The 20,901-nt window shown below is 68.2% G+C and carries 20 protein-coding genes; 11 read left to right on the top strand and 9 right to left on the bottom strand.

Features of this window, described 5'->3' with window-relative positions; all coding sequences use genetic code 11:
• Positions 1-158 precede the first annotated feature (158 nt).
• Positions 159-1,889, top strand: coding sequence for a glycosyltransferase family 87 protein (locus ACIA5H_RS09530; RefSeq protein WP_379249464.1), 1,731 nt, complete (start codon positions 159-161; stop codon positions 1,887-1,889).
• Between the two features lie 21 nt (positions 1,890-1,910).
• On the opposite strand, the gene ACIA5H_RS09525 is transcribed toward ACIA5H_RS09530, so the two are convergent.
• Both ACIA5H_RS09525 and ACIA5H_RS09520 read right to left on the bottom strand, forming a co-directional pair.
• Positions 1,911-3,482, bottom strand: coding sequence for a TerD family protein (locus tag ACIA5H_RS09525; RefSeq protein WP_397075139.1), 1,572 nt, complete (start codon positions 3,480-3,482; stop codon positions 1,911-1,913).
• A 28-nt stretch (positions 3,483-3,510) separates the two neighbouring features.
• On the bottom strand, positions 3,511-4,932 hold the full coding sequence (locus ACIA5H_RS09520) for a TerD family protein (protein WP_356963103.1): 1,422 nt from the start codon (positions 4,930-4,932) through the stop codon (positions 3,511-3,513).
• A gap of 181 nt (positions 4,933-5,113) precedes the next feature.
• On the opposite strand from ACIA5H_RS09520, the gene ACIA5H_RS09515 reads away from it, so the two are divergent.
• The 5 genes from ACIA5H_RS09515 (at position 5,114) to ACIA5H_RS09495 (ending at position 9,777) form a co-directional block, all read left to right on the top strand.
• Positions 5,114-5,737, top strand: coding sequence for an AIM24 family protein (locus ACIA5H_RS09515; RefSeq protein ID WP_355072071.1), 624 nt, complete (start codon positions 5,114-5,116; stop codon positions 5,735-5,737).
• 6 nt (positions 5,738-5,743) lie between these two features.
• Complete coding sequence (locus tag ACIA5H_RS09510) at positions 5,744-6,439, top strand: AIM24 family protein (RefSeq protein WP_379249468.1); 696 nt, start codon at positions 5,744-5,746, stop codon at positions 6,437-6,439.
• 2 nt (positions 6,440-6,441) lie between these two features.
• Positions 6,442-7,206 carry an AIM24 family protein gene (locus ACIA5H_RS09505; RefSeq protein WP_355072070.1) on the top strand — a complete coding sequence of 255 codons (765 nt, stop codon included), beginning with the start codon at positions 6,442-6,444 and terminating at the stop codon, positions 7,204-7,206.
• A gap of 103 nt (positions 7,207-7,309) precedes the next feature.
• Positions 7,310-8,812 carry a hypothetical protein gene (locus ACIA5H_RS09500; protein ID WP_397075135.1) on the top strand — a complete coding sequence of 501 codons (1,503 nt, stop codon included), beginning with the start codon at positions 7,310-7,312 and terminating at the stop codon, positions 8,810-8,812.
• A gap of 119 nt (positions 8,813-8,931) precedes the next feature.
• The gene (locus tag ACIA5H_RS09495) at positions 8,932-9,777 is read left to right on the top strand and encodes a hypothetical protein (protein WP_379249472.1); all 846 of its coding nucleotides are present in this window, start codon (positions 8,932-8,934) and stop codon (positions 9,775-9,777) included.
• Positions 9,778-9,780: 3 nt separating this feature from the next.
• Here ACIA5H_RS09495 and ACIA5H_RS09490 read toward each other — a convergent pair whose 3' ends face one another.
• Positions 9,781-10,578: an MBL fold metallo-hydrolase gene (locus tag ACIA5H_RS09490; RefSeq protein WP_379249474.1), complete on the bottom strand. Its 798-nt coding sequence runs from the start codon at positions 10,576-10,578 to the stop codon at positions 9,781-9,783.
• Positions 10,579-10,625: 47 nt separating this feature from the next.
• On the opposite strand from ACIA5H_RS09490, the gene ACIA5H_RS09485 reads away from it, so the two are divergent.
• Complete coding sequence (locus ACIA5H_RS09485) at positions 10,626-11,024, top strand: MerR family transcriptional regulator (RefSeq protein ID WP_397075132.1); 399 nt, start codon at positions 10,626-10,628, stop codon at positions 11,022-11,024.
• Between the two features lie 12 nt (positions 11,025-11,036).
• The gene (locus ACIA5H_RS09480; RefSeq protein WP_397075130.1) at positions 11,037-11,420 is read left to right on the top strand and encodes a hypothetical protein; all 384 of its coding nucleotides are present in this window, start codon (positions 11,037-11,039) and stop codon (positions 11,418-11,420) included.
• On the opposite strand, the gene ACIA5H_RS09475 is transcribed toward ACIA5H_RS09480, so the two are convergent.
• The 5 genes from ACIA5H_RS09475 to ACIA5H_RS09455 are packed head-to-tail and all read right to left on the bottom strand — an operon-like array spanning position 11,392 to position 17,278.
• On the bottom strand, positions 11,392-12,180 hold the full coding sequence (locus tag ACIA5H_RS09475; RefSeq protein WP_379250106.1) for an HAD family hydrolase: 789 nt from the start codon (positions 12,178-12,180) through the stop codon (positions 11,392-11,394). The genes ACIA5H_RS09480 and ACIA5H_RS09475 overlap by 29 nt on opposite strands.
• A 59-nt stretch (positions 12,181-12,239) precedes the next feature.
• The gene (locus ACIA5H_RS09470) at positions 12,240-13,379 is read right to left on the bottom strand and encodes a cysteine protease StiP family protein (RefSeq protein WP_379249483.1); all 1,140 of its coding nucleotides are present in this window, start codon (positions 13,377-13,379) and stop codon (positions 12,240-12,242) included.
• A complete protein-coding gene (locus tag ACIA5H_RS09465; protein WP_397075127.1) occupies positions 13,376-14,836 on the bottom strand; it encodes a phosphoribosyltransferase family protein in 1,461 nt (486 codons plus the stop codon). The genes ACIA5H_RS09470 and ACIA5H_RS09465 overlap by 4 nt, the downstream gene beginning before the upstream one ends.
• Positions 14,833-16,047 carry an HpcH/HpaI aldolase/citrate lyase family protein gene (locus tag ACIA5H_RS09460; RefSeq protein WP_397075125.1) on the bottom strand — a complete coding sequence of 405 codons (1,215 nt, stop codon included), beginning with the start codon at positions 16,045-16,047 and terminating at the stop codon, positions 14,833-14,835. The genes ACIA5H_RS09465 and ACIA5H_RS09460 overlap by 4 nt, the downstream gene beginning before the upstream one ends.
• 13 nt (positions 16,048-16,060) lie before the next feature.
• Positions 16,061-17,278: a hypothetical protein gene (locus tag ACIA5H_RS09455; protein ID WP_397075123.1), complete on the bottom strand. Its 1,218-nt coding sequence runs from the start codon at positions 17,276-17,278 to the stop codon at positions 16,061-16,063.
• A 144-nt stretch (positions 17,279-17,422) separates the two neighbouring features.
• Between ACIA5H_RS09455 and ACIA5H_RS09450 the strand changes: the two genes are divergently transcribed.
• From ACIA5H_RS09450 to ACIA5H_RS09440, 3 genes are all read left to right on the top strand, one after another.
• Positions 17,423-17,998 carry a TerD family protein gene (locus ACIA5H_RS09450; RefSeq protein WP_355071149.1) on the top strand — a complete coding sequence of 192 codons (576 nt, stop codon included), beginning with the start codon at positions 17,423-17,425 and terminating at the stop codon, positions 17,996-17,998.
• 160 nt (positions 17,999-18,158) lie between these two features.
• Positions 18,159-19,256: a DUF475 domain-containing protein gene (locus tag ACIA5H_RS09445; RefSeq protein ID WP_379249487.1), complete on the top strand. Its 1,098-nt coding sequence runs from the start codon at positions 18,159-18,161 to the stop codon at positions 19,254-19,256.
• Between the two features lie 95 nt (positions 19,257-19,351).
• A complete protein-coding gene (locus ACIA5H_RS09440) occupies positions 19,352-19,975 on the top strand; it encodes a Tellurium resistance (RefSeq protein ID WP_397075120.1) in 624 nt (207 codons plus the stop codon).
• A 1-nt stretch (position 19,976) separates the two neighbouring features.
• On the opposite strand, the gene ACIA5H_RS09435 is transcribed toward ACIA5H_RS09440, so the two are convergent.
• Positions 19,977-20,876 (bottom strand): DMT family transporter, encoded by a 900-nt coding sequence (locus ACIA5H_RS09435; protein WP_379249489.1) that lies wholly within the window; start codon positions 20,874-20,876, stop codon positions 19,977-19,979.
• Positions 20,877-20,901: the final 25 nt, after the last annotated feature.

Raw genomic sequence — 20,901 nt, 5'->3', positions numbered from 1 at the left:
CGGGCCATCCACTCCCGCCCGGCATAACAGCTACGTTATTGCCGCGGAAGCGGATTACGCTCGCGATGCTCGGAGGCCGTGCGCAGATGGCAACGCGCGGAAGACCGAAGCCGACTCGGTCCGGACCGTGGGCCGTACTCCGGGTAGCCTCGGTTTCCGTGACCGATCAGCAGCTGGTGGAGCCACGGAGGAATGGGAGGGCACCGCTGTCGGACCAGAAGGCGCCCGGTGGGGCGTACTACGCCGCCCCTGCTCCGCTCGCCTCTGATCTGCGATCGGCGGACGCGCGGGACCGGCCGAGTCGCAACGATTCGCTCGCCGCGCAATTGTCGACGGTGATCGGTGGGCCGGTCGGTGATCATGCGCTGATCGGGCGGGTGCGGTTCTGGACGCCCATGCGGGTGCTGATGGCGTTCGCCCTGGTGTTCCTGGCGCTCGGCTGGTTCGGCAAGGCGGGATGCATCCAGCAGACCACCGGCGCGGACGGTCCCACGCTCGACTGGAACAACGGCCGCCAGTACGTGGCGATGTGCTATTCGGACACCGTGCCGCTCTACGGGGCCGAGCGCCTGAACGAAGGCGCCTTCCCGTACAAGAAGCAGTGGACCGAACAGACTCCCGACGGTGGACGGGAGACGCGGTACATGGAATATCCCGTGCTCTCGGGCCTGTACCAGTACCTTTCGATGCGGATCGCGAAGAGCTGGGACGCTTCGCCGCTGCCCGGCGCGCTCCAAGTGGTGATCTACTTCAACGTCGTCGCGGTCGGTCTCGCCATCGCCTGGCTGATCACCGTCTGGGCGTCGGCGTTGCTGTCCGGCCGCCGGATCTGGGACGCGGCGCTGATCGCCTGTTCGCCGTTGGTGATCGTGCACGCCTTCACCAATTTCGACGCGCTCGCGACGGCCTTCGCCGCGACCGGCCTGCTCGCCTGGGCCCGGCGCAAACCCGTGCTGGCGGGCGTGCTGCTCGGTCTGGGCGGCGCCGCCAAACTGTATCCGCTGCTGCTGCTCGGGCCGATCCTCGTGCTGTGCCTGCGTACCGAGACGAGGCAACGCACGCTGCGCACGCACCTCGGCCTGCGGATACGCGACATCGACGGCTGGCCGACCTTCCTGGCGTGGGTGCGGGAGACGCCCTACCGCATCCAATTCCTCAGCGCCCGACCGATCGGCGCCGCGTCCGTCGCGATGTGCGCCGCGCTGGCGACCTGGCTGGTGGTGAACCTTCCGATCGCCGCGTTGTTCCCGAACGGCTGGCAGGAATTCTTCCGGCTCAACACCACCCGGCACGCCGACCCGGACTCGATCTACAACGTGATCTCCTCGTTCACCGGCTGGCGCGGCTTCGACGGCGCGTTGACCTACGGGGAGCAGCCCGCGATCCTGAACGCCGTCTCACTGCTGGCGTTCGTCGCGGCCTGCGCGGTGATCGCCTACATCGGTTTCACCGCGCCTCGACGGCCGCGGCTGGCGCAACTGTGCTTCCTCGTGGTCGCGGCGTTCCTGCTGACGAACAAGGTGTGGAGTCCGCAGTACTCGTTGTGGCTGGTGCCGCTGGCCGTCCTGGCGCTGCCGCACCGGCGCATCCTGCTGACTTGGATGACCGTCGACGCGCTGGTCTGGGTGCCGCGAATGTTCTACTACCTCGGTTTGGACCGCAAAGGTTTGCCAGAGCAGTGGTTCACCGGCACCGTCGCCCTGCGCGACTTGGCGGTGGTTGGGCTGTGCGCCTTGATCGTGCGCCAGATCTACCGCCCGGAGGAGGACCTGGTGCGGCGCGACTTCGTCGACGACCCGGTCGGCGGTGTCGTCGACCGCATGCCGGATCCGCCGCTGCCCTGGCTGCCTGAGCCGCTGCGGCCGCGTACGGCGGTCGCGGGCGGCTGACCCGGTCGCCGGTTCAGGCGCTCACCTCGTACGCAGGAAGCGCGCCTGCCGTTCCGGCTCGTGCGGCAACAGGTCCAGATCGAGTTGCCACGCGCTGCCGGTCCATGGATCGAACAGCGGCGTGCCGCCGATCGTCGGCAGGTGGCGGCACGACTGCGACAGCATCGCCACGGTGGTGTCGGCCGAATCGGATTCGTTCGCGCCCACGATCACGATGGACAGTCCGATCAGCTCGCCGCGCGTGATCAACGCGCCGATGCGCTGTGCGTCCGAACTCTGGTAGCCGTGCGGAAAGTCCGCGGCCAGCAGGACCCGGTGCTCGCTGGGCGGCGTGAAAGCACCGCTCGTATAAGCCAATTCCGCCAGTTCGGCCGCGTCCACCAGCGCTTGCAGCCGCGCCGAGATGTCGGCGTGGTCGGTGATCGGCGGTCCGTTCAGCACGGGAGCGAGCAGGCCGGTGAAGCCGCCGAACGCATCGGTGAGGTCGATGATGTCGACCAGCGTTCGCCGTTGCGGCGCCGTGGCGAGCAACCGCGCCAGCAGTGCGCCCACGACCGGCGCGACCGCACGGGTCGACTCGGCATCGATCCACAGCGGCCGATTCAGCGGCACCGGAACACAGTACGGAATACGCAGCGACCCCCGGTCGAGCGCGTACAACTCACCGAGCCGGATACCGTCGCTCGGCGCGGACGGCTTGTCCCAAGCGGGTGAGTCCCAGGACGCGAGGGCGGGCGGCAGCACCTGGTCGGCCGCGGCGAGTTCGCCCATCAGCTGTTCGGCATCCCGCTGGTGGTTGCGCTCGGCGGTGTCGACTAGTTCGTCGTGCCGTTGCTGCGCGGCGCTGCGCGCCTGCTCGGCCGCCGGAGTGTTCCTGGTCGCGGGATCGGAGACGGCGAGCGACAGCTCGTGATCCAACCGCTTGGCCGCGTACTCTCGCGCCGATACCAGCGCGGCGGCCGACCGCGCCGCGTCCTCGAACACCATCCACAGCCGTTCCAGGCCGTGACCGACTTCCAGCGGCGCACCGGCGGCGGCGATCTGCGCGTCACCCGCCAGTGGACCGGACATGGTGTGCGTACCGGGTTGGTCGGCCTGCTCCGGGGCCGCACCGTCGACCTCGACGCCGTGCGCGGTGAGCAGCACGGCGAGGCCGCCCGCGTAACCCTGGCCCACCGCCCGCAGTTTCCAGGCCGGACCGCGCCGGTACACCTCCAGGCAGATCAGCGCCGTCTCACCGGACGACGGGGTGATCGCGAATTCGGCGGTCGCGCTGTCGTTCTCGGACAGGGTGGCGGTGACCGGCCCGAGCCCGCCCGCCCGCGCGGGGGCGGCCGGATCGGCGCTGACCACCAGTAGTACGGCCTTCGCGTCCGCGCGCACCTCGGTGAGCGTGATCGTGACCCCGTCGGCCGCCAAGGCGACCCCTGCCGTGACGGGCTGGTTGTAGAAGACGAAATCGTCGCTGGAGAACACCTTCAGGTTCTCCGCCACCACCAGCGCGGAAACGTCGAGGGCAGCCTCGGCTTTCGCACTGAAACGAACGACCTCACCGGTCAACGGGATGTTCTGACCGGCCTGCAGTTGAATCACCTTGTCCGCCCTGCTGTCCCGCCGCCGATCAACCGTTGACGAGGAAGCGGCCGAGCTGCGGCACCGCCTCACCCGGATGCTTGGCCTGGAAGCCTTCGCCGAGCGCCTGCAGTTTCCAGTCGTTGCCCACCCGGTACAGCTTGGCCATCGCCATCGCGGTGAACGGCATGCCGCCCGCGAGGGTGTATCTGGCCAGCTCGCCGTTGTTCGTCCCGTCGACCAAGCGGCAGAACGCGTTCTGTACCTGCTCGAAGGTGTGGCCCTTGTAGGAGGTCACGATGAACAGCAGCGTGTTGACGTGCGCGGGGACGCGGGTCAGGTCGACCAGGATCACCTCGTCGTCGCCCTCGCCCTCACCGGTGAGGTTGTCGCCCTGGTGGCGGATGGAGCCGTCTTTGGAAGTCAACTGTCCGTAGTACGCGACGTCCACCGGGTTCATGTCGGCGAACATGATGACCGACGCGTCGAGGTCGATGTCGACCGTGCGGTTGCCGAACATGCCGCGGCTGCGCACCGGATCCCAGCCGAGACCCATCTTCACGAAGGTCAGCGCGGTGCCTTCCTTGCGCAGCGTGACGCGCTGCCCCTTGACCAGGCTGACCGGGCGGTCCTTGCTGAGGCTGACCTCGGCGGGCTGCTGCGGCTGCGGCGGCTGGCCGGGCGGCGGGTAGCCGGGCCCGGGGCCGGGCGGCGGCGGGTAACCCGGACCGGGCGGCGGATAACCAGGGGCACCCTGCGGTGGCTGGCCGGGGCCGGGCGGCGGGTAGCCAGGTCCGGGCGGCGGATAACCACCGGTCGGCGCGTACTGCGGCGCCTGCTGCTGGGTGGGGTACGCCGGGGTGGTCGGCGGCGGGTAGTTCGGCTGCTGCTGGACGGGCGGCTGCTGAACCGGCTGCTGCGGAGGCGGCGGCGGGGCCTGGGGAGCCTGAGCGGGCTGGGCGGGAGCATCGTCGACCGTCACACCGTGATCGGTGACCAGCGCGGCGAAACCGCCCGCGTAGCCCTGTCCGACCGCACGCACCTTCCACGCACCCTGGCGGCGGTACAGCTCGAGCGCGATCACGATCGACTCGGTGTTCAGCCCGTCGATCCGATAGGCGTACAACTGATTTCCGGCCGCGTCCGACACGATCGCGGTCGGGGCGGGGAACCTACCGAAATTGCTGTTCGCGTCGTCGAGCGTGATCACAGCGCGAATCTGATCGATGTCGGCGGGCACCGCGTTCAGCGACACCGCCAGCGACGCGGGCTGGCCCGCGGGCGCGGGCTGCAGATTGACCCCGGGGCCGCTCGGCTGGTTGAAGAAGACGAAATCCGCATCGGAACGGACCTTGCCCCGCTCGGTGACCAGTAGCGCCGACAAATCCGCCGGCGCCGTGAGCTGGACGGATATCACCACGTCGTTGGTGGCCAGCGGACCGTTCTGGCCCTTGGCGAGAGTTGCGGACAAGTTCGACCCTTCGCTTGTCGGTGCGTTCGCCTGACACTCTACGAGAAACGCGCTGCGCGGCGCTGGAATCGAACGGCCGTGCTGCCCCGACACCCACGGAAGCATCGGTTAGGGTGACGGCACGTAGATGGAATACGGCGATCCCACCGTGTTCCCGATCGAGACAGCAGGCAAACATTCCATGGCGCAACTGTTCGAGCAGTCGAAGAAGGTGATCGAGGCCCATCTGGCCGGCACCAGTCTCCGCGCGATCTCCGGTTCGATGATCGCCTACGAGGGAAACGTGCAGTTCAAGGCGGCCGGCTTCGGCGGCGGCGACGGCGTGCTCGCCGGGCTGAAGCGCCGAGCCACCGGTGAGAAGCTCTCACTGATGGAGTGCGCCGGTCACGGACGAGTGTTCTTCGCGGTCAACGGCCAGCACGTCACCGTCGTCGACTTGAACAACGAGACGCTGCAAGTGGAGTCGCAACAGCTGCTCGCGTTCGCCGGGAATCTCCGCACCGACGTGCGTTTCGCCGGTTTGCGCGGTGCGTCGACCGGACAGGGCCTGTTCACCACGACCGTCTCCGGCCAGGGCCAGGTCGCGCTGCTCTCGGCCGGCGGTCCGCTCATCCACCTGGAGGTCTCGCCGCAGTACCCGCTGATCGTCGATCCGGACGCGTTCGTCGCGGCGCGCGGAAACCTCAACCAGTCCTTCGTCACCGACGTGTCCTGGCGCAGTTTCGTCGGTCAGGACGCGGGCGAGGCGTTCTCGCTGCGCTGGGACGGCCACGGCGTGGTGTTGATCCAACCGGCGGAACGGTAGAGACGGATGTTCGAGAAGATCAACGGCAAAGTCGTCAAGGTCAACGTCGGAATGGCGGGAGGCGTGGTCGCCCGCAACGGCGCGATGCTGTTCTACACCGGCGATGTTTCCTTTGCCCCCCACCAGATTCCGGGGGCGCAAGGGATGGGCGGCATGGGCGGGCTGATGGGGCTCGCGGGCCGCGCGATGGCGGGTGAGCACGAGCGCACCATGCTCGCGCAGGGCAATGGCGATGTCCATTACGGATTCGCCGGCCTGGAGGTGCACGTGGTGCACATGCAGCCGGGTGCGACGTTGCGCGTCGAGGCTTCGCGGCTGCTCGCCAACACCGCCGGATTGCAGAGTTCGGTGGTCTCCGTGATGAGTTCGGGTGGCGGAGGCGGTGGCGGCCTGATGGGCGCGCTGCGTGGCGCCGCCTCGGGGGCATTGACCGGACAGGGCCTGTTCACCACCCAGTTGTCCGGGCAGGGCGCCGCGGTGCTGCTCGCGCACGGTGGATTCCTGGAATTGCAAGTAGGCGGCCCGAATCCGGTCGTGGTCGATCCGCAAGCCTTCGTCGCCGCCTACGGCAATGTGCAGACCGAGCTCAAAGCGGCGCTGAGCTGGCGAGACGCCGTCGGGCGCGGTTCCGGCGAGGCGATGCAGCTGCATTGCGTCGGGCAGGGCGTCGTCTACGTGCAGGCCTCCGAAGAGAAGTTGTGAGCATGTCCCAGATCCTCAACCCCATGAACCTCGGTGAGAGCGACAACATCCCGGGAAACAGCTACGCCTACTGCATCGACCTGAACAAGCCGTGGTTCATGCGCAAGGGCGCGATGATCGCCTACTACGGCGACATCCGGTTCCAGGCGCTCAGCCACGGGTTGCAGGGCGGACTGCTGCACATGGTGTCGCAGCAGTTCTCGGCGCCGCTGTTCACCGGCGACTACGTCGTCGCGGAGGGGCACGGCAAGCTGATCATCGGCGACCGTGGCTACGACATCAACTCCTACGATCTCGAGGACAACGGCAACCTGACCATCCGGGCGGCGAACCTGCTGGCCTTCGAGCCGGGCCTGTCGCTCAACCAGTCCATCGTGCCCGGGTTCCTCACGTTGATCGGCACCGGCAAGTTCCTCGCCTCGTCCAACGGGCCGGTGATGTTCGCCGAGCCACCGCTGCGCGTCGACCCCGAGTCGCTGGTCGGCTGGGCGGATTGCCCCTCCCCGAGCCACCACTACGACGAACGCTGGATCTCGGGTTTCCTGGCCGCCGGTGCGGCACGATTCGGCGTGAACTCCGGTGAGGAGCGCCAGTTCGATTTCACCGGCGCGGGGACCGTGCTGATCCAGTCCAGCGAGAAGGTGCTCAGCGACTCCGTGCTGGTGCGCACCATCGAGGGACAGATCCAGAGCGGCATCACCGTCGGCGGCCTGCAACGACTGCAAGGACTCATCGCCCAGCAACTGGCCGGGCACCAGCAGTACTGAAACGCGGCGGCGACGCGAATCGGGTACCGACGGTCGCGGCCGTGCCCGCGTAATCACTCGCGTGGGGGATTCGCGGCCCGCCGGACCCGGATACCGTTCATTCGTGTTTCACATCCTCCCCTCCCAGGTTCTGCGCGCGACTCTGCCTGCGGCAATCCTTGCCGCGGTAGTCGCGGTGCCCGCCGCCGCGACGCCGATTCCTTCGGTGCCCGCCGTGCCGGAGCCGACGCGATTCGTCGGTGCCGCAGCGAGCGGCGAACCGGTCACCGGCATCCCACCGGTCCCGCAGAACCCACATCTCGCGCCGAACGGAAACTCGGGAGTCCACAACGACGGGTGGATGAGCGATACCTACCGCCGCCCCGGTCCGCTCGGCCGGTCACCGCGGACCGATTCCCTGTTGCTCGGCAGCGAGTGCGGTTCGGTGACGTTCGACCGCGCCGGACGCATCGTCAGCACCTGCCTGGGGCTGCAACCGGGCCTTTACCTCATCGACCCGACGACGATGAGCGTCCTCGGCAAACATCCACTGCCGGGCAAGAATCCCCTCGATACGCTGCGGCCCGGCGCTTTCGACAATTTCGGCGGCGGCGGGTACTTCTACCTCGATGACGAAGACCGCGCCGTGGTGGGCACCAGCACCGGACACATTCAAGTGTTCGCCGAGAACCCCGCCGCCGACGGGTTCTCGCTGGTACGCGACTACGACCTGACCGGCGTGCTGCACCCGGAGGAGACGCTGAACTCCGCACTGCCGGACTCGAACGGCCTGATCTGGTTCGTGGCCAAGACGAACGGCGTGGTCGGCACACTGGATCCGGATACCGGAGCAGCGCAGGTGGTTCGGCTCGGAGACGGTACGGAGAACCAGATCGAGAACTCGTTCGCGGTCGGTGCGGCCGGTGCGGTCTACATCGCCACCAACCGGCAGCTCCTGCGTTTCGACGCCGGTCCCGACGGCGCGCCCCGGATCACCTGGCAAACCACCTACGCCAACAGCAACCAGCGCAAGCCGGGCCAAGTGGACGACGGAACCGGCACCACGCCGACCGTCCTGCCCGACGGCTATGTCGCCATCACCGACAATGCCGATCCGATGAACGTCGTCGTCTACCGCACCGCGCCCTTGGTCGCCGAACGGCAGGTCTGCGCGGTGCCGGTGTTCGAGCCGGGCCACAGCGCCACCGAGAACTCGCTGATCGGCGCGGGACGCTCACTCATCGTCGAGAACAACTACGGCTACGGACACCCCGACGCGGTCGCCTCCGGCAAGACCACCGCCGCGGGCTTCGCCCGTGTCGACATCGACGCCGACGGCAACGGCTGCCATCTGACCTGGACCAACGCGGTCGAAGCAGCGCCGTCGGTGGTACCGAAGCTGTCCCTGGCCACCGGGTTGATCTACACCTACACGAAGGGCACCGATCCGAGCGATCCCTGGTACTGGACGGCCCTCGACTACCGCACCGGAGCGACCGTGTGGAAACAGCTGTCCGGCACCGGCCTCGGCTTCAACAACAATTACGCCGGAATCGCCCTCGGCCCCGACGGAGCGGCCTACCTCGGCACACTCGGCGGACTGGTGTCGATGCGCGACAGCGGGTGAGCCGGGGCGCGAACAGGCTTGTGGGCGTAACACCTACGGAGAGCGAAGGATTCGCGACAGGTCGGTGAACTCGTCTCGATGTTCCCCAGGGCCGGTGACGGTCGGCGGAGAATCGAAAGATGGCTGACTTGGCGCTTTCGCCGCAGCGTCGCACGGCGCTGACGAACCTCGTCCAAGACGAATCCACCTTCGCGACAGCGTATCCGCGGGTCGCGGACTACTGGTCCACCGCGGGCCGGTTGCCCGGCACCGGTGACGACATCACCGACGCCACGTTCGACCTACACCTACTGCACTACATGACCGGCGGTGCCAGCACGAATCCGTACTGGGACATCGTCGCCGCCGCGGTATCGCCCGGACCGAGGGAGCGCGCGAACCGCGCCGAGGTGAACGGCGGCAACCCGAAAGGCAGCGCGCGGCTGGCGTATGCGCAGATCGTGCTGCAGGCCGCGTACGCGTACGCGATCCCCGCACCTGCCACACTGCGCTGGGTAGCGGACGTCGCGCAGGGCAGGCCGCTGCTGGAAGTCGGCTCCGGGCGCGGTTACTGGGCGCATCAGCTCACCCGAATCGGCGTGCCCATCAGCGCTTTCGACTCCCACCCGCCGGACCGGGCGACCAACACGGCCTTCCCCGCCGCGCCGGGGCAGGCCGCGACCTGGCATCCCACCGCCACGCCGCCGTCTTCCACGGCCGATCTGGTGGCCGGGCACGCCGACCACGCGCTGTTCCTCTGCTGGCCGCCCGGCTGGGAGAACCCGATGGCCTCCAGCACCCTCGCCGCCTACCAGGAGGCGGGCGGCTCGTCGCTGATCTACATCGGCGAAGCACGCGGCGGGCGGACGGCCGACAGCGCGTTCTTCGACCTGCTCGAAGCCGGATGGACCTTGCTCGACCAGGACCCGGGCTATATCTCGTGGTGGAATCTCGGCGACCGGGCACAGTGCTGGCAGCGCCGGTAGGGGTCAGCTCGCGCGCTGGAACTCCCACGGGTCGTGCGCGCTGATCAGGGTGACCTCGTCGCCGTGATCGCGGTGTAGCTCGCGCAGCCGAGCCTGGGTGCCCAGCCGAAGGTCGTGGTGGACCTCGGAACCGGTCTGCACGACGTCGAGCACCGGGTGCGGCTGCGGAGCCGGATCGAGTTCGCGGTGGTAGTAGTACGCGTCGCCGCAGTGCAGCAACCAACTGTCGCCGTGGCGAACGGCGACCCCGGTGTGGCCCGCGGTGTGCCCGCCCAGCGGTATCAGCTGGAAGTCGTCGGGCAGGTCCTTCGGTTGGATCGCGTTGAAACCGAACCATTGTCCGGTCGGTTCCGACGGGTAGGCCACCCAGTTCGGATCGTGCGCCCAGTGCGCGGAGCGATAGCGGAAGCTCGGCGCTTCGGCCTGCGCCGCTGCCAGTTCGGCGGCGAGGACGTGGACCTGTGCGTGCGGGAAGTCGGGCAATCCGCCGCAGTGGTCCACGTCGAGGTGGGTGAGGATGATGTGCCGGACGTCGGCGGGCTCGTAGCCGAGCCGTTCGACCTGCCGGATCGCGGTCTCGTCTTCGGAAAGGATGGGCTGGGCCATCGCCACCCAGTCCGCGCCGAGGGTGCCCGCCGGGTCGCGCACGTCGTCCAGTCCGATGCCCGTCTCGATCAGGACCAGGCCGTCGAACGCGGTCTCGACCAGCAGGCAGTGGTTCACGGCATGCGCGGGCGCGGGTCCGTCGTAGGTGGCTTCGATCTGCCGAACCGATCCGCAATTGAGGTGATGGATTGTCATGTGAGCTAGTCTGTGACTTGAAGCGCGGTTCAAGTCAAGGAGACGAGATGACCGATCTGCTCGATATCGCCGAGGTCGGCGAACAAACCGGCCTCGCCCCCTCCGCTCTGCGTTTCTACGAGAAACGCGGACTCATCGCCCCGACCGGCCGCAACGGCCTACGCCGCACCTACCACCCCGACGTCCTGAGCCGCCTGGCCCTCATCATCTGCGCACGCGGCGCCGGTTTCACCCTCACCGAAATCGCCCGCTTCCTCCGCGCCTCCCCCTCCGACGCCGAACTGCGCGCGCGCATGGCCGAAAAAGCCCGGCAACTCGACGACGACATAACCCGCCTCATCCGCATGCGCGACAGCCTCCGCCACGCCGCCACCTGCACCCACGACCCCCTGGTCGAATGCCCGGACTTCAAGTCGACCTTCGAGCCCGCCGCCGACCTGGTGTGAGTCGACGGACGCATGATCGAGGCTCGGGTCCGTGACGTCGAGTCCGTGCATGCTGCGTTGGCGGCACGGAGCGCAGGTCAACGCTCGAAGTACAAGGACACCTACTATGACCTCGCGGACGAGCGATTGTCTTCGGAGGGCTGCTTCGAAGAGCACTGCATCGATTATCGATTCGCATCCGGAGGGCGCGAGTTGCTGGCCACGCTGGTGACCGTCCCCGAATTGGACGGCACGTTCATCGAGCTGGAAACCATCGTGCCCGAAGCGGAGCTGGCGGAAGCGCTGGAGATCGTTCGGACCACGCTTCATCAACTCGGAGTCGCGGACGGCGATCTCACCACCGAGCAGTACACCGATGCCGTCCAGGCTACTCGGAGGGCGTCGGGGCTGCCTTGATGAACCAGTTGATGATCTCCTCGCCAGCGAGGATGCCGGTGGCTCGGGTGACGGTGAGGTTGGGGTGGGTCCAGTTGAGTTGTTCGAGTTCGCCGTGGCGGGGGCGGATGGCGGAGTCGGCGGCGCGCAGCATTTCGGCGTCGAGGGCCCCGTCGCCCGCGGCGAGGGTGCGCGCCTCGTCGGCGAGTTCCCGGTTTTCCCAGAGGCGCTTGCGCACCTCGGCGACCGCGCGGCTCTTGCAGACCGCGAGCGGCATGGTGTAGATCTTGCGGCCCTGCTGGGAGGCCGACCAGCCGCGCGGACGGCACCAGTCGTCCCACTCGGCGAGGAATCCCTCGGGGACGGCTTTGGGCTTGACCACCAGATAGCAGAACAGGTGGTCGGCCACGCGGAACTTGGTGACCCAGGAGTCGTCGATGCGGGTGTGCAATTCCTTGCTCACCTCGGACAGGGTGGCGCCACCCGCACGGACCTTGGCGTCGATGTCGATGCGCCAGCTCAAATCGGGCACGCCATCCACCAGGATGTTCCCGCCGTTGCTCGTGATCGCGTAGCGCCACGGCGCTCCGGGCAGCCGGATGCGGTCGAACTGTTTGATGGTGCGGGTGGTGGTGGGAACGACGGCGGCGGGCTCGGTCAGGGTCTGCATCCGCAGCGCCGCGGTGGTGGTCATGAACGACAGCGGCGCCCCTTCCAGATGCTCCACACAGACTGTCGGCACGTCGGCGGTGGTGCTGAAGGCGTTACGCGAGTAGATCATCGTCCGGTCCAGGTCGGTCGCGATCAGCGCCCGTCTTCGATGGGTTGCCGGGGATAGGTTCACTGCTGCACGTCCTTGATCAATCCCATACACGAATATGCCAGGTCGGCGACGATTTCGACCGGGACACCCCGGGCCGAGGCGAGCATCCGGATGTGCGCGTGCTCCGGCGCGTCCGCCTCGCGGACCAGCACCCGCCACGGCACCCGCCGCAGCAGCACCCGCGTGGTCTCGCCGACACCGGGCTTCACGAAATTCACGCTGGTGATGCCGTACCGCTCCCGCACCTGCTCCACCGATGCCCAGCCGGTCCAGGTGGGCGTCCGGTCGCTCGCGCGGATCGCGGCCACCTCGGCGGGCACCCGATCGCGGATCGCGTCGAAGGCGCCGCTCACGGTGTCCAGCAGGCGGCCGGACACGTCGTCACCGGCCAGTTCACGGTAGAACTTGGCGCCGTGGAAATCGCCGGGCCCGATCAGCGTGTCGTTCAGAACCGTGCGCGAAACCAGGCCGGATACAGTCGAATTCAGGCAGGCCGAGGCGATCAGGAAGTCGTCGCGGGTGCCGTAGGTGCGCACGCAGTGCCCTGGATCGGCCAGCACCGCCAATTCGTCGTCGAACCGCGGGCCGCCGGCGGCGTGGTAGGCGTCCAGCGCTTCGGTCAGTTCGCGGGTGATCGCGCCTTTGCCGGTCCATCCGTCCACGAACACGACCGAGGACGGATCGTGCTGCTCGGCCAGATAGTCCAGCGCCACCGCGTCGATGCCGCGATCCCGCACGATCGACACCGCGTAGTGCGGCACCTCCAGGCTCGGACGCCGCGAACGCAGCCACCGGCGCATGAGAATGCCGACCGGCGTGCCCGCGCGGGCCAGCGACACCAGGACGACGTCCTCGCCACGTTCGGCGACGACCAGCTCCGACACGGTCGCCACGGCCAGCGCGAGCCGTTCGGCGCTGGCCGCGAGCACCTCGTCGAACAGCGCCCGGTACGACGCGTCGGGCTGATATTCGATCGGCAGCGACTCCGCGTAGTGCGCCTTCCCGGCCTGGATCCGCCGTTCCCGCTCGGCGATGTCGGCCTCCAGGTCGACTTCCGACAGATCCTTCAGCAGCCAGGAAACTTCCTCGGCCGCGTAGGAGCCGAATTCCGGTCCGTGCAGCGGGATGGGTAGCGCGCCCACCCTGGTACCGCTCATATCCGGCTCCCGTTCGACTCCACGCGTTCGGCGTACAGCCGCCGCGGATCCGCCTCCGGCAGCACCGCGAGCAGCACGTCGGCCCCGGAAGCGGTCAGTACATCGATCAGCCCGTGTTCGGCCGTCAGCTCCGCGGTGTCGGCCGGCGAGTCGACCACGACGACGAGCACCGGATCGGCGGCCGGGCCGTCGCCCTCCGCGCCGCTGTCCACACCGTCGTCGGTGATCGTCACGGCGGCATCGCGCTCCGACGGGGCGGCGACCAGCCCCGCCAAGTCGGCCTCGAACAGGTCGAGCGAGGTCGCGGGCCACTGCGCGTTGTACAGATAGCGCGGCGCGGCATCGCCCGGCTCGGGTGCGGTGAAGCGAAACCCTCGTCGCAACGGATATCCCGGCTCGTCCAGCACGTACGCGGGCGATCGCGTGGTGGTCTGAAAGCGAGTGGGCGTACCCGACTCGGCGAGCAGCGCCGCCAACCGCAGGGGCAGGTACATCAGCTCCTCGTGTCCGAGCACGATGACGGGCCTGCCCGCGAAGTCCGCGTCGAGCCGGGCGGTCAAAGCCTGACCTGCTTCCAGCAACGCCGCCTCGAACGCGCCGATGTCGGAAGCGAGTACGCCGTGCCTGCCACCCTCTGGAACCGCGGTCGGCCAGGGGAGTTCGACGCGTCCGAACGAACCGAGATGCGCGGCGGTCGGGTTGAGCCGCGGTTCGGGAAGGGCGCCGACCGCGTCGACCAGCCCGTCGGGCAGCGACGCGCGACCGATGGCGAGACAGACCGTGTCGATCCGGGCACCGAGTTCGGCCGCTGCCGCGTCGAATCGGGCGCGATCGGCGTCGGTGCGCAGATCGACCAGTGACGCGAGCACGTAATGCGCACGGGGCGCGAAGGCGTGCAGCGCGCGCACCGCATCGATCGCCGTCGCGCCGGTGGATATCTCGTCATCGACCAGTACCAGCGGCAGATCGTTGACGAAGATGTCGGCAGGCGCCGGTTGCAGCAGGTGGGAAGTGGCGTGCGAGTGCCCTTCCTCGAAACCGGCGAGCGTCGACGCGTGCGGCACCGCACGCCGGGTCGAATGCAGGTAGCAGCTCGCGCCGATTCGCGCGGCCACACAATGACCGAGACCCGTTGCGGTCTCGGCGAATCCGAGCACGACGGCATCGCGCTCACCTAGCACCGCGCGGACCAGATCGCCCAGCTGATCGCCCGCACCGAGCACCACCCGCGGATCGGTCGGCAGGTGCTTGCCCAGCACGGTGGAAACCAGCAGGTGCGCCCGGCGCCGATTGTTGTGGCGCACACCCGGCTGCACCAGGGCCGTGATCGGCAAACGCGCCGTGCGCAGCCGGTCCGAGCCGAGTTCGCGCACCGGATCGCGATGCAGGTCTATACCGAGAACCTTTGTCGCCCAAGATGTTTCGTTGTCGCCGAAATCGGTCGCGGTTCGGCTCATACGGTGACCAACGCCGTCAGCAGATCCACGAACGACACTCCCTTGTTCGCCACGCCGAACACCCGCGCGCGCAACAAGGTCTGTCGCGCCCAACTGCGATGCGGCCGCATCTCGTTCATCTTGTTCCGGTAGCCGGAGGCCGCCACGCCACCGACGTCGTCGCGCAGGATGTCCAGCGCGTCCGAGTACTCCTCGTGTGTCACCACCGACAACGCGTGCACGGCCGCCACGTGGGACGGGTGGATCACCGTCTTGCCCTGGATGCCGTTGGCCCGGTCCAACGTGATCTCCCGCAGCAAACCGTCCAGATCCCGGCTGACCAGGTACTGCCGGAACGGCACCGCGTCGGACTCCTCGAACGGCGCCGTCCGCAGCAGCGGCCGGAACATCCGTTCGTGATCGGCGAAGTACTCCCACACCGGCCCCGTGATGACGAAACCGGTTCCGTCCGCGCGCCCCAGGTAGTTCACGATGTCGGCGATGACGTCGGCGACCACGCGCACGTCGTAGATGGTCAGGTCGCGGTCGCGCCGGATGCCGAAGGTCGAGCACATGTCGGTCGCGCCGACCCGCACCGCGAGCACCCGGTCCCGGTGCGCGGCCAGCAGCGCCGCGATCTGGGTGAGTTCGTAATCGCGGGTCTCCCGATGCACCAGCCCCGCCGACTCCAGCACCGGCATCCCGTACAGCGGCCGGTCCAGCCGCTGGGCCGCCACGTTCAGCGCGTTGAGGTACTTCGGCCCGGTGACGCTGTCGAACTTCGGGAACACGAAACCGGTCAGCACCTTGGCGCCAGGTCCGAGTTGCTCGATGAGCTCGGTGATCGTGTCCGCGTCGCGCACCCGAACGAACAACAGCGGGTTGGCGTCGTGGCTGCCCGCGAGCAGATCCAGCGCGTCGACGGTCTGCCGCTTGGCGTACTCCACCTCGTGATCGGCCACCGCGTCCTCGAGGTCGATCACCATCGAACACACGCCGTGCCCGGCCCGCCTGCCGATCGTCAGCGCGAGATCGGGCCTGGTCGCGGGCGCGTACAGCGTCGCACCGAGACCGATCGCGAGCAGCTCGCGGTCGGTGTTGTCGTCGCCGAACGGTTCGGGCTGCCGGTGGAAAAGACGCCTCGCCTCCGGTCCGTGCAACTGCCGGAAGTGGCGCAGCGGCATTCGCTTCCGCAGGGAAACCTCCTGCTGGACGGCGATGCCTGCGGTCATCGTTGCCCCATTCTCATTCTCGTCGTGGTCCTGCTTGTCTTCTCATTCGATCCACTACCCCGGCTATGAATTCGGTGACGGCATCCAGTTCCGCCACATAGGCCCAGTAGTCGGGGTGACGCCCCGACAGTGTTTCGCTGATTCGGTCGATTCGTGCCGCTTGCGCGTCGAGGACCGAGCCCCATTCGGCGACCAGCCCGCGGCTCACCGCGAGCATCTGCGCGTCCCGCAGCCGGAATCGTACGGCCTTGGCCTGTTCGTGCGGGTCGGACCGAATCGCACGCAGCAGGCTGAGCCGCTTGGTGACGGCGTCGACTCGCTGCTCGGCCTCGGCGAGGAACCCGCGCGCGGATGTGGTCAGATCAAGTGCAAACTCCGGATTGTTCTCTACCGCCGCCGCACGCGCCCTGCCGAGGGCCGCGTCCGCGGCCTCGATGGCTCGCTGACTTTCCCGCTCATTGTTAGCCAGATCGGCCGAACTCGCAGCATTGAACTCGCGCAGCAGCGCCGAGAACGCCTGCGGAACGCCTTCGGCCCTGGTCCGGACGGCGGCAAGTCGGGTTGTCACGGACGATATCGCGTTGTTCGCGGCCGCCGCCCGAGATGGTGCTTGCGCCAACGCATCCGCCAGCTCGTTGGTGACCGCCTGCAGATGGTTCGCGGCCTCCCGCACGGCGCCCGCGGACCCGCCGGAACCCGCCGCCTCCAGTGTGACCAGCGCCTCATCGACCGCCGCGGCGTGCCTGCGCACCGACGGATAGTCCGCGAACTCCGATTCGGCGGCCCGCCCGCGCACACCGGCCGCGGCGACCTTCACCTGCTGGGCCAACTGCGGCACCGCGCCGAGCACCGCCACCGCCTCCTCCAGCTTGCCCTGGTCGCCGCGATAGAACTCGTCGACCGCGCGCGCCGCGTCGGCCAGTTGCCGTACCGCCGCGTCGACGCGCTGCCGGCCCTGCGGCACCGGCGGGCCGCCCTGCTGCGCGGCCTCCAGCTCGGCGCTCAGCGTCAGATACACCTCCGCGGCGCCATAGCACCTGTGCCGCAACGGTTCCCAGCGCGCGCCCGTGCGCCGCTCGGGGAAGATCTGATCGGCGGCGTGCACCGCGGCCTCGGCCGCGCTCTGGCGCCGATCCATGTCGAGGAAAGCCGTCGCCAGCGTCGTGCGGGCATGCTCGATCCACTCGTCGTTCTCCGACGAACGAAACCATCCACGCCTCCGGCCTGCCACGCCCCGATGGTAGGAGATCTTCCTGTTCGCCGGGGGTTACGCGGGTTCCTACGAAAGTTCGCGGAAACCTACTACTGTCGATGGCGTCCCCGGCGATCCGGACATGCTGGGAACCAATGACGGACTATTGAAAGGGAATCCCGCATGGGTGTCAGTTTGTCCAAGGGCGGCAATGTCTCGCTGACCAAGGCGGCGCCTAACCTCACTGCTGTCTCGGTCGGCCTTGGGTGGGATGTGCGGACCACCACCGGCACCGACTTCGACCTCGACGCCAGCGCCATCGCGACCGGCGGGGACAAGAAGGTCCTGTCCGACCAGCACTTCGTCTTCTTCAACAACCTGCGTTCGCCCGAGGGCTCGATCGAGCACGCGGGCGACAACCGGACCGGTGAAGGCGAGGGCGACGACGAGGTCATCAACGTCGACCTGGCGAACACCCCGCCCACGATCGAGAGCATCTTCTTCCCGGTCTCGATCTACGACGCCGACTCCCGGTCGCAGTCCTTCGGCCAGGTCCGCAACGCCTACATCCGTGTCGTGGATCGCAGCAACGGCGAGGAGCTCGCCCGCTACGACCTCACCGAGGACGCCTCGACCGAGACCGCCATGGTCTTCGGCGAGCTGTACCGCAACGGCGCAGAGTGGAAGTTCCGCGCGATCGGTCAGGGCTACGCCTCCGGTCTGGCGGGCATCGCCCGTGATTACGGCGTGAACGTCTAGGGAACACTTCGCTGTTCACAGGGGGCCCGGCGACGGGCCCCCTCGTCGTGCCACCCAGGCATGCCGGCGTCCTGGGAGCAACGTTGGACAACCGGCGATCCAGCAGCCACGCTGGTAGCAACCGTCGCCGCCTCGTTTTTCACTCAGGAAAGGTCCCAGCGTGGTCCTGCGCATATTCGGCATGTCCCTCGTCGTCACGGTGCTCTCGCTCGTCGTCGCGGTCGTGTACGGCGGACCGACCGCCCTCGCGCTCGCCGCGATCCTCGGCATCCTCGAGGTGTCGCTCTCGTTCGACAACGCCGTGATCAACGCCACCGTCCTGGAACGGATGAGCGCGTTCTGGCAGCGGATCTTCCTCACCGTCGGCGTGCTGATCGCCGTGTTCGGCATGCGGCTGGTCTTCCCGCTGGCGATCGTGTGGATCACCGCGGGCCTGGATCCGGTGCGGGCCTTCGACCTGGCCCTCAACCCGCCCCCGGACGGCGCCCTGACCTTCCCGGACGGCAGCCCGAGCTACGAGAAACTGCTCACCGACGCGCATCCGCAGATCGCGGCGTTCGGCGGTATGTTCCTGGCCCTGCTGTTCCTCAACTTCATCTTCGAGGAACGCGAGATCACCTGGCTGAGCTGGCTGGAGCGGCCGCTTGCCAAGGCGGGCAAGCTGGACATGCTCTCCGTGGTGGTCGCCGGTGCGGGCCTGATCCTCACCGCGGAGTTCATCGCCGACGAGGCGCACCGCTCGACCGTGCTGGTCGCGGGCCTGCTCGGCATGATCACCTACATCGCGGTGGACGGGCTCGGCTCCATGTTCCACACCGAGGAGCAGAGCGAAGGGCCGTCGGAGCTGGTCAAGGCCACCGGTAAGGCGGGCTTCTTCCTGTTCCTCTACCTGGAGGTGCTCGACGCATCGTTCTCCTTCGACGGCGTGATCGGCGCGTTCGCCATCACCTCCGACCCGATCATCATCGCGCTCGGCCTCGGCCTGATCGGCGCCATGTTCGTCCGGTCGATCACGGTGTACCTGGTTCGCAAGGGCACGCTGTCGGAGTACGTCTACCTGGAGCACGGCGCGCACTGGGCGATCGGCGCGCTCGCCGCGATCCTGCTGGTCTCGATCGGCGTGCACATCAACGAGATCGTCACCGGCCTGGTCGGCGTCGCGTTCATCGGCGCGGCGTTCATCACCAGCATCGTCCGCAACGGCCGAGCGGACGAAGAGGAACTGGACAGCGAACGGGAACCGACGCCGGTAGGCTGATTCCCGGCAAGCAGCCCGAAGACCCGTTGCGGCAGCGGCCCCGTCCCGAGGGATGGCCGCTGCCGCTCTCGTTTCCACAGAGGGGGGATCGCGCCATGGCGATCGACGACAACCCCGGCGGCGTCAACCTGTCCAAGGTGACCCTGTCGAAGGCGACACCGAGCATCAACCTGACCAAGCCGGGTGAGCAGCAGGGCACCATGCGGGTCAACCTGAACTGGTCGAGCGGACCGAGGGGATTCTTCCGCCGCGCCAAGCCGATCGATCTCGACCTCGGCTGTCTCTACGAACTGTCCAACGGCGCCAAGGGTGTCGTCCAGGCGATCGGCGGCAATTTCGGCACGCTGGAGGCCGAGCCCTACATCCGGCTCGACGGCGACGATCGCAGCGGCGCGGCCGCGTCGGGCGAGAACCTGCACATCGACCTCGCGCGGCCCGAGCTGTTCCGGCGCATCCTGATCTTCGCCTTCATCTACGAGGGCGTGCCGAACTGGGCCGCCGCCGACGGCGTGGTGACGCTCTACCCCACATCCGGTCCGCAGGTCGAGGTCCGCCTGGATTCTCCGGTGGACGGCGCTCGCTCGTGCGCCATCGCCCTGCTGCAGAACCAGGGGGCCGGGATCACCGTGCACCGGGAAGTGCACTACGTCAACGGCGCCCAGCGCGAACTCGACCAGGCATACCAGTGGGGCATGCAGTGGCAGGCCGGGCGCAAGTAGGTCACCGCGGCACTGGCACCGGCTGCCGCGTGACGACCGCCGACGCCGCCGGCTTGCGAGCCGCGAACACCAAGCCCACCAGGCCGATGGCGAGTCCGGCGACGGTCAACGGTCGCAGCGGCTGATCGATCAGCAACCAGGCCAGGATCGCGGTCACGGCGGGCGTCGCGAAGAACAGCTTGCCCACCCTGGTCGCGTCCCACCGGCGCAGCATGGCGTTGAGCAGCAGGAACGCGGCCATGGAGTTGACCAGCACCATCCAGATGAGCGACCCGGCGAACCGGCCCACGTCCGACACGTGCACTTGGCCGGACAGCCAGGTCAGCACCCCGGCGATCGGCGCGCTGATCGCCACGTGCAGCGCCGTGGCCGCCCTGGGATCCACGGTGGGCGTGAATCGCTTCTGGTACACGGTGCCGATGCTCAACCCGAGCAGCCCTGCCACGCACAGCAGCAGTCCGGTCAGGGAGAAGTGGGACTGGTCGAACACGGCGAGTGCTACTCCGATGCCGCCGATGCCGAAGCCGAACCACTGCCGCATCGTGACGACTTCGCCGATCAGTCCGGCGCACAGAGCGATGACCACCGGATTCAAGCCCTGCACCAGCGCGATCACCGCCGCCGAAACATGTTCGGCCATCGCCGTGTAGAACGCGCCGAACTGGACCATCTGCATCAGCAGCCCGGCGACGAGCACGTGACGCAATTGGCTTCCCTGCGGCCACGTGACCCGCGCGAGGAGGGCGTAGGCCGTGAGCAGCGCTCCCGCGACGGCGAAGCGCACGAACAGCACCAATAGCGGCGGCGCGGCGCCGACCCCGATCACCCCCGCGATGAACGCACTGCTCCACAACAAGACGAACAGCGGCTGCGCGGCCACCATCGCGAATCGGCTCTGCACGGACCCTCCTCGAGTAACCACCTTG

Source organism: Nocardia sp. NPDC051900 (assembly GCF_044452545.1).
Classification (GTDB): domain Bacteria; phylum Actinomycetota; class Actinomycetes; order Mycobacteriales; family Mycobacteriaceae; genus Nocardia; species Nocardia sichangensis.
Note: the sequence above shows the minus strand (reverse complement) of the source record. Positions and strands in the feature narration are given on the sequence as shown.

Coding starts and splice junctions, on each gene's coding strand:
- ACIA5H_RS09505 (WP_355072070.1), top strand. CDS start 6,442: ATGTCCCAGATCCTCAACCCCATGAACCTCGGTGAGAGCGACAACATC.
- ACIA5H_RS09510 (WP_379249468.1), top strand. CDS start 5,744: ATGTTCGAGAAGATCAACGGCAAAGTCGTCAAGGTCAACGTCGGAATG.
- ACIA5H_RS09460 (WP_397075125.1), bottom strand. CDS start 16,047: ATGACCGCAGGCATCGCCGTCCAGCAGGAGGTTTCCCTGCGGAAGCGA.
- ACIA5H_RS09465 (WP_397075127.1), bottom strand. CDS start 14,836: ATGAGCCGAACCGCGACCGATTTCGGCGACAACGAAACATCTTGGGCG.
- ACIA5H_RS09480 (WP_397075130.1), top strand. CDS start 11,037: ATGATCGAGGCTCGGGTCCGTGACGTCGAGTCCGTGCATGCTGCGTTG.
- ACIA5H_RS09490 (WP_379249474.1), bottom strand. CDS start 10,578: ATGACAATCCATCACCTCAATTGCGGATCGGTTCGGCAGATCGAAGCC.
- ACIA5H_RS09475 (WP_379250106.1), bottom strand. CDS start 12,180: ATGATCTACTCGCGTAACGCCTTCAGCACCACCGCCGACGTGCCGACA.
- ACIA5H_RS09515 (WP_355072071.1), top strand. CDS start 5,114: ATGGCGCAACTGTTCGAGCAGTCGAAGAAGGTGATCGAGGCCCATCTG.
- ACIA5H_RS09495 (WP_379249472.1), top strand. CDS start 8,932: ATGGCTGACTTGGCGCTTTCGCCGCAGCGTCGCACGGCGCTGACGAAC.
- ACIA5H_RS09485 (WP_397075132.1), top strand. CDS start 10,626: ATGACCGATCTGCTCGATATCGCCGAGGTCGGCGAACAAACCGGCCTC.
- ACIA5H_RS09440 (WP_397075120.1), top strand. CDS start 19,352: ATGGCGATCGACGACAACCCCGGCGGCGTCAACCTGTCCAAGGTGACC.
- ACIA5H_RS09450 (WP_355071149.1), top strand. CDS start 17,423: ATGGGTGTCAGTTTGTCCAAGGGCGGCAATGTCTCGCTGACCAAGGCG.
- ACIA5H_RS09470 (WP_379249483.1), bottom strand. CDS start 13,379: ATGAGCGGTACCAGGGTGGGCGCGCTACCCATCCCGCTGCACGGACCG.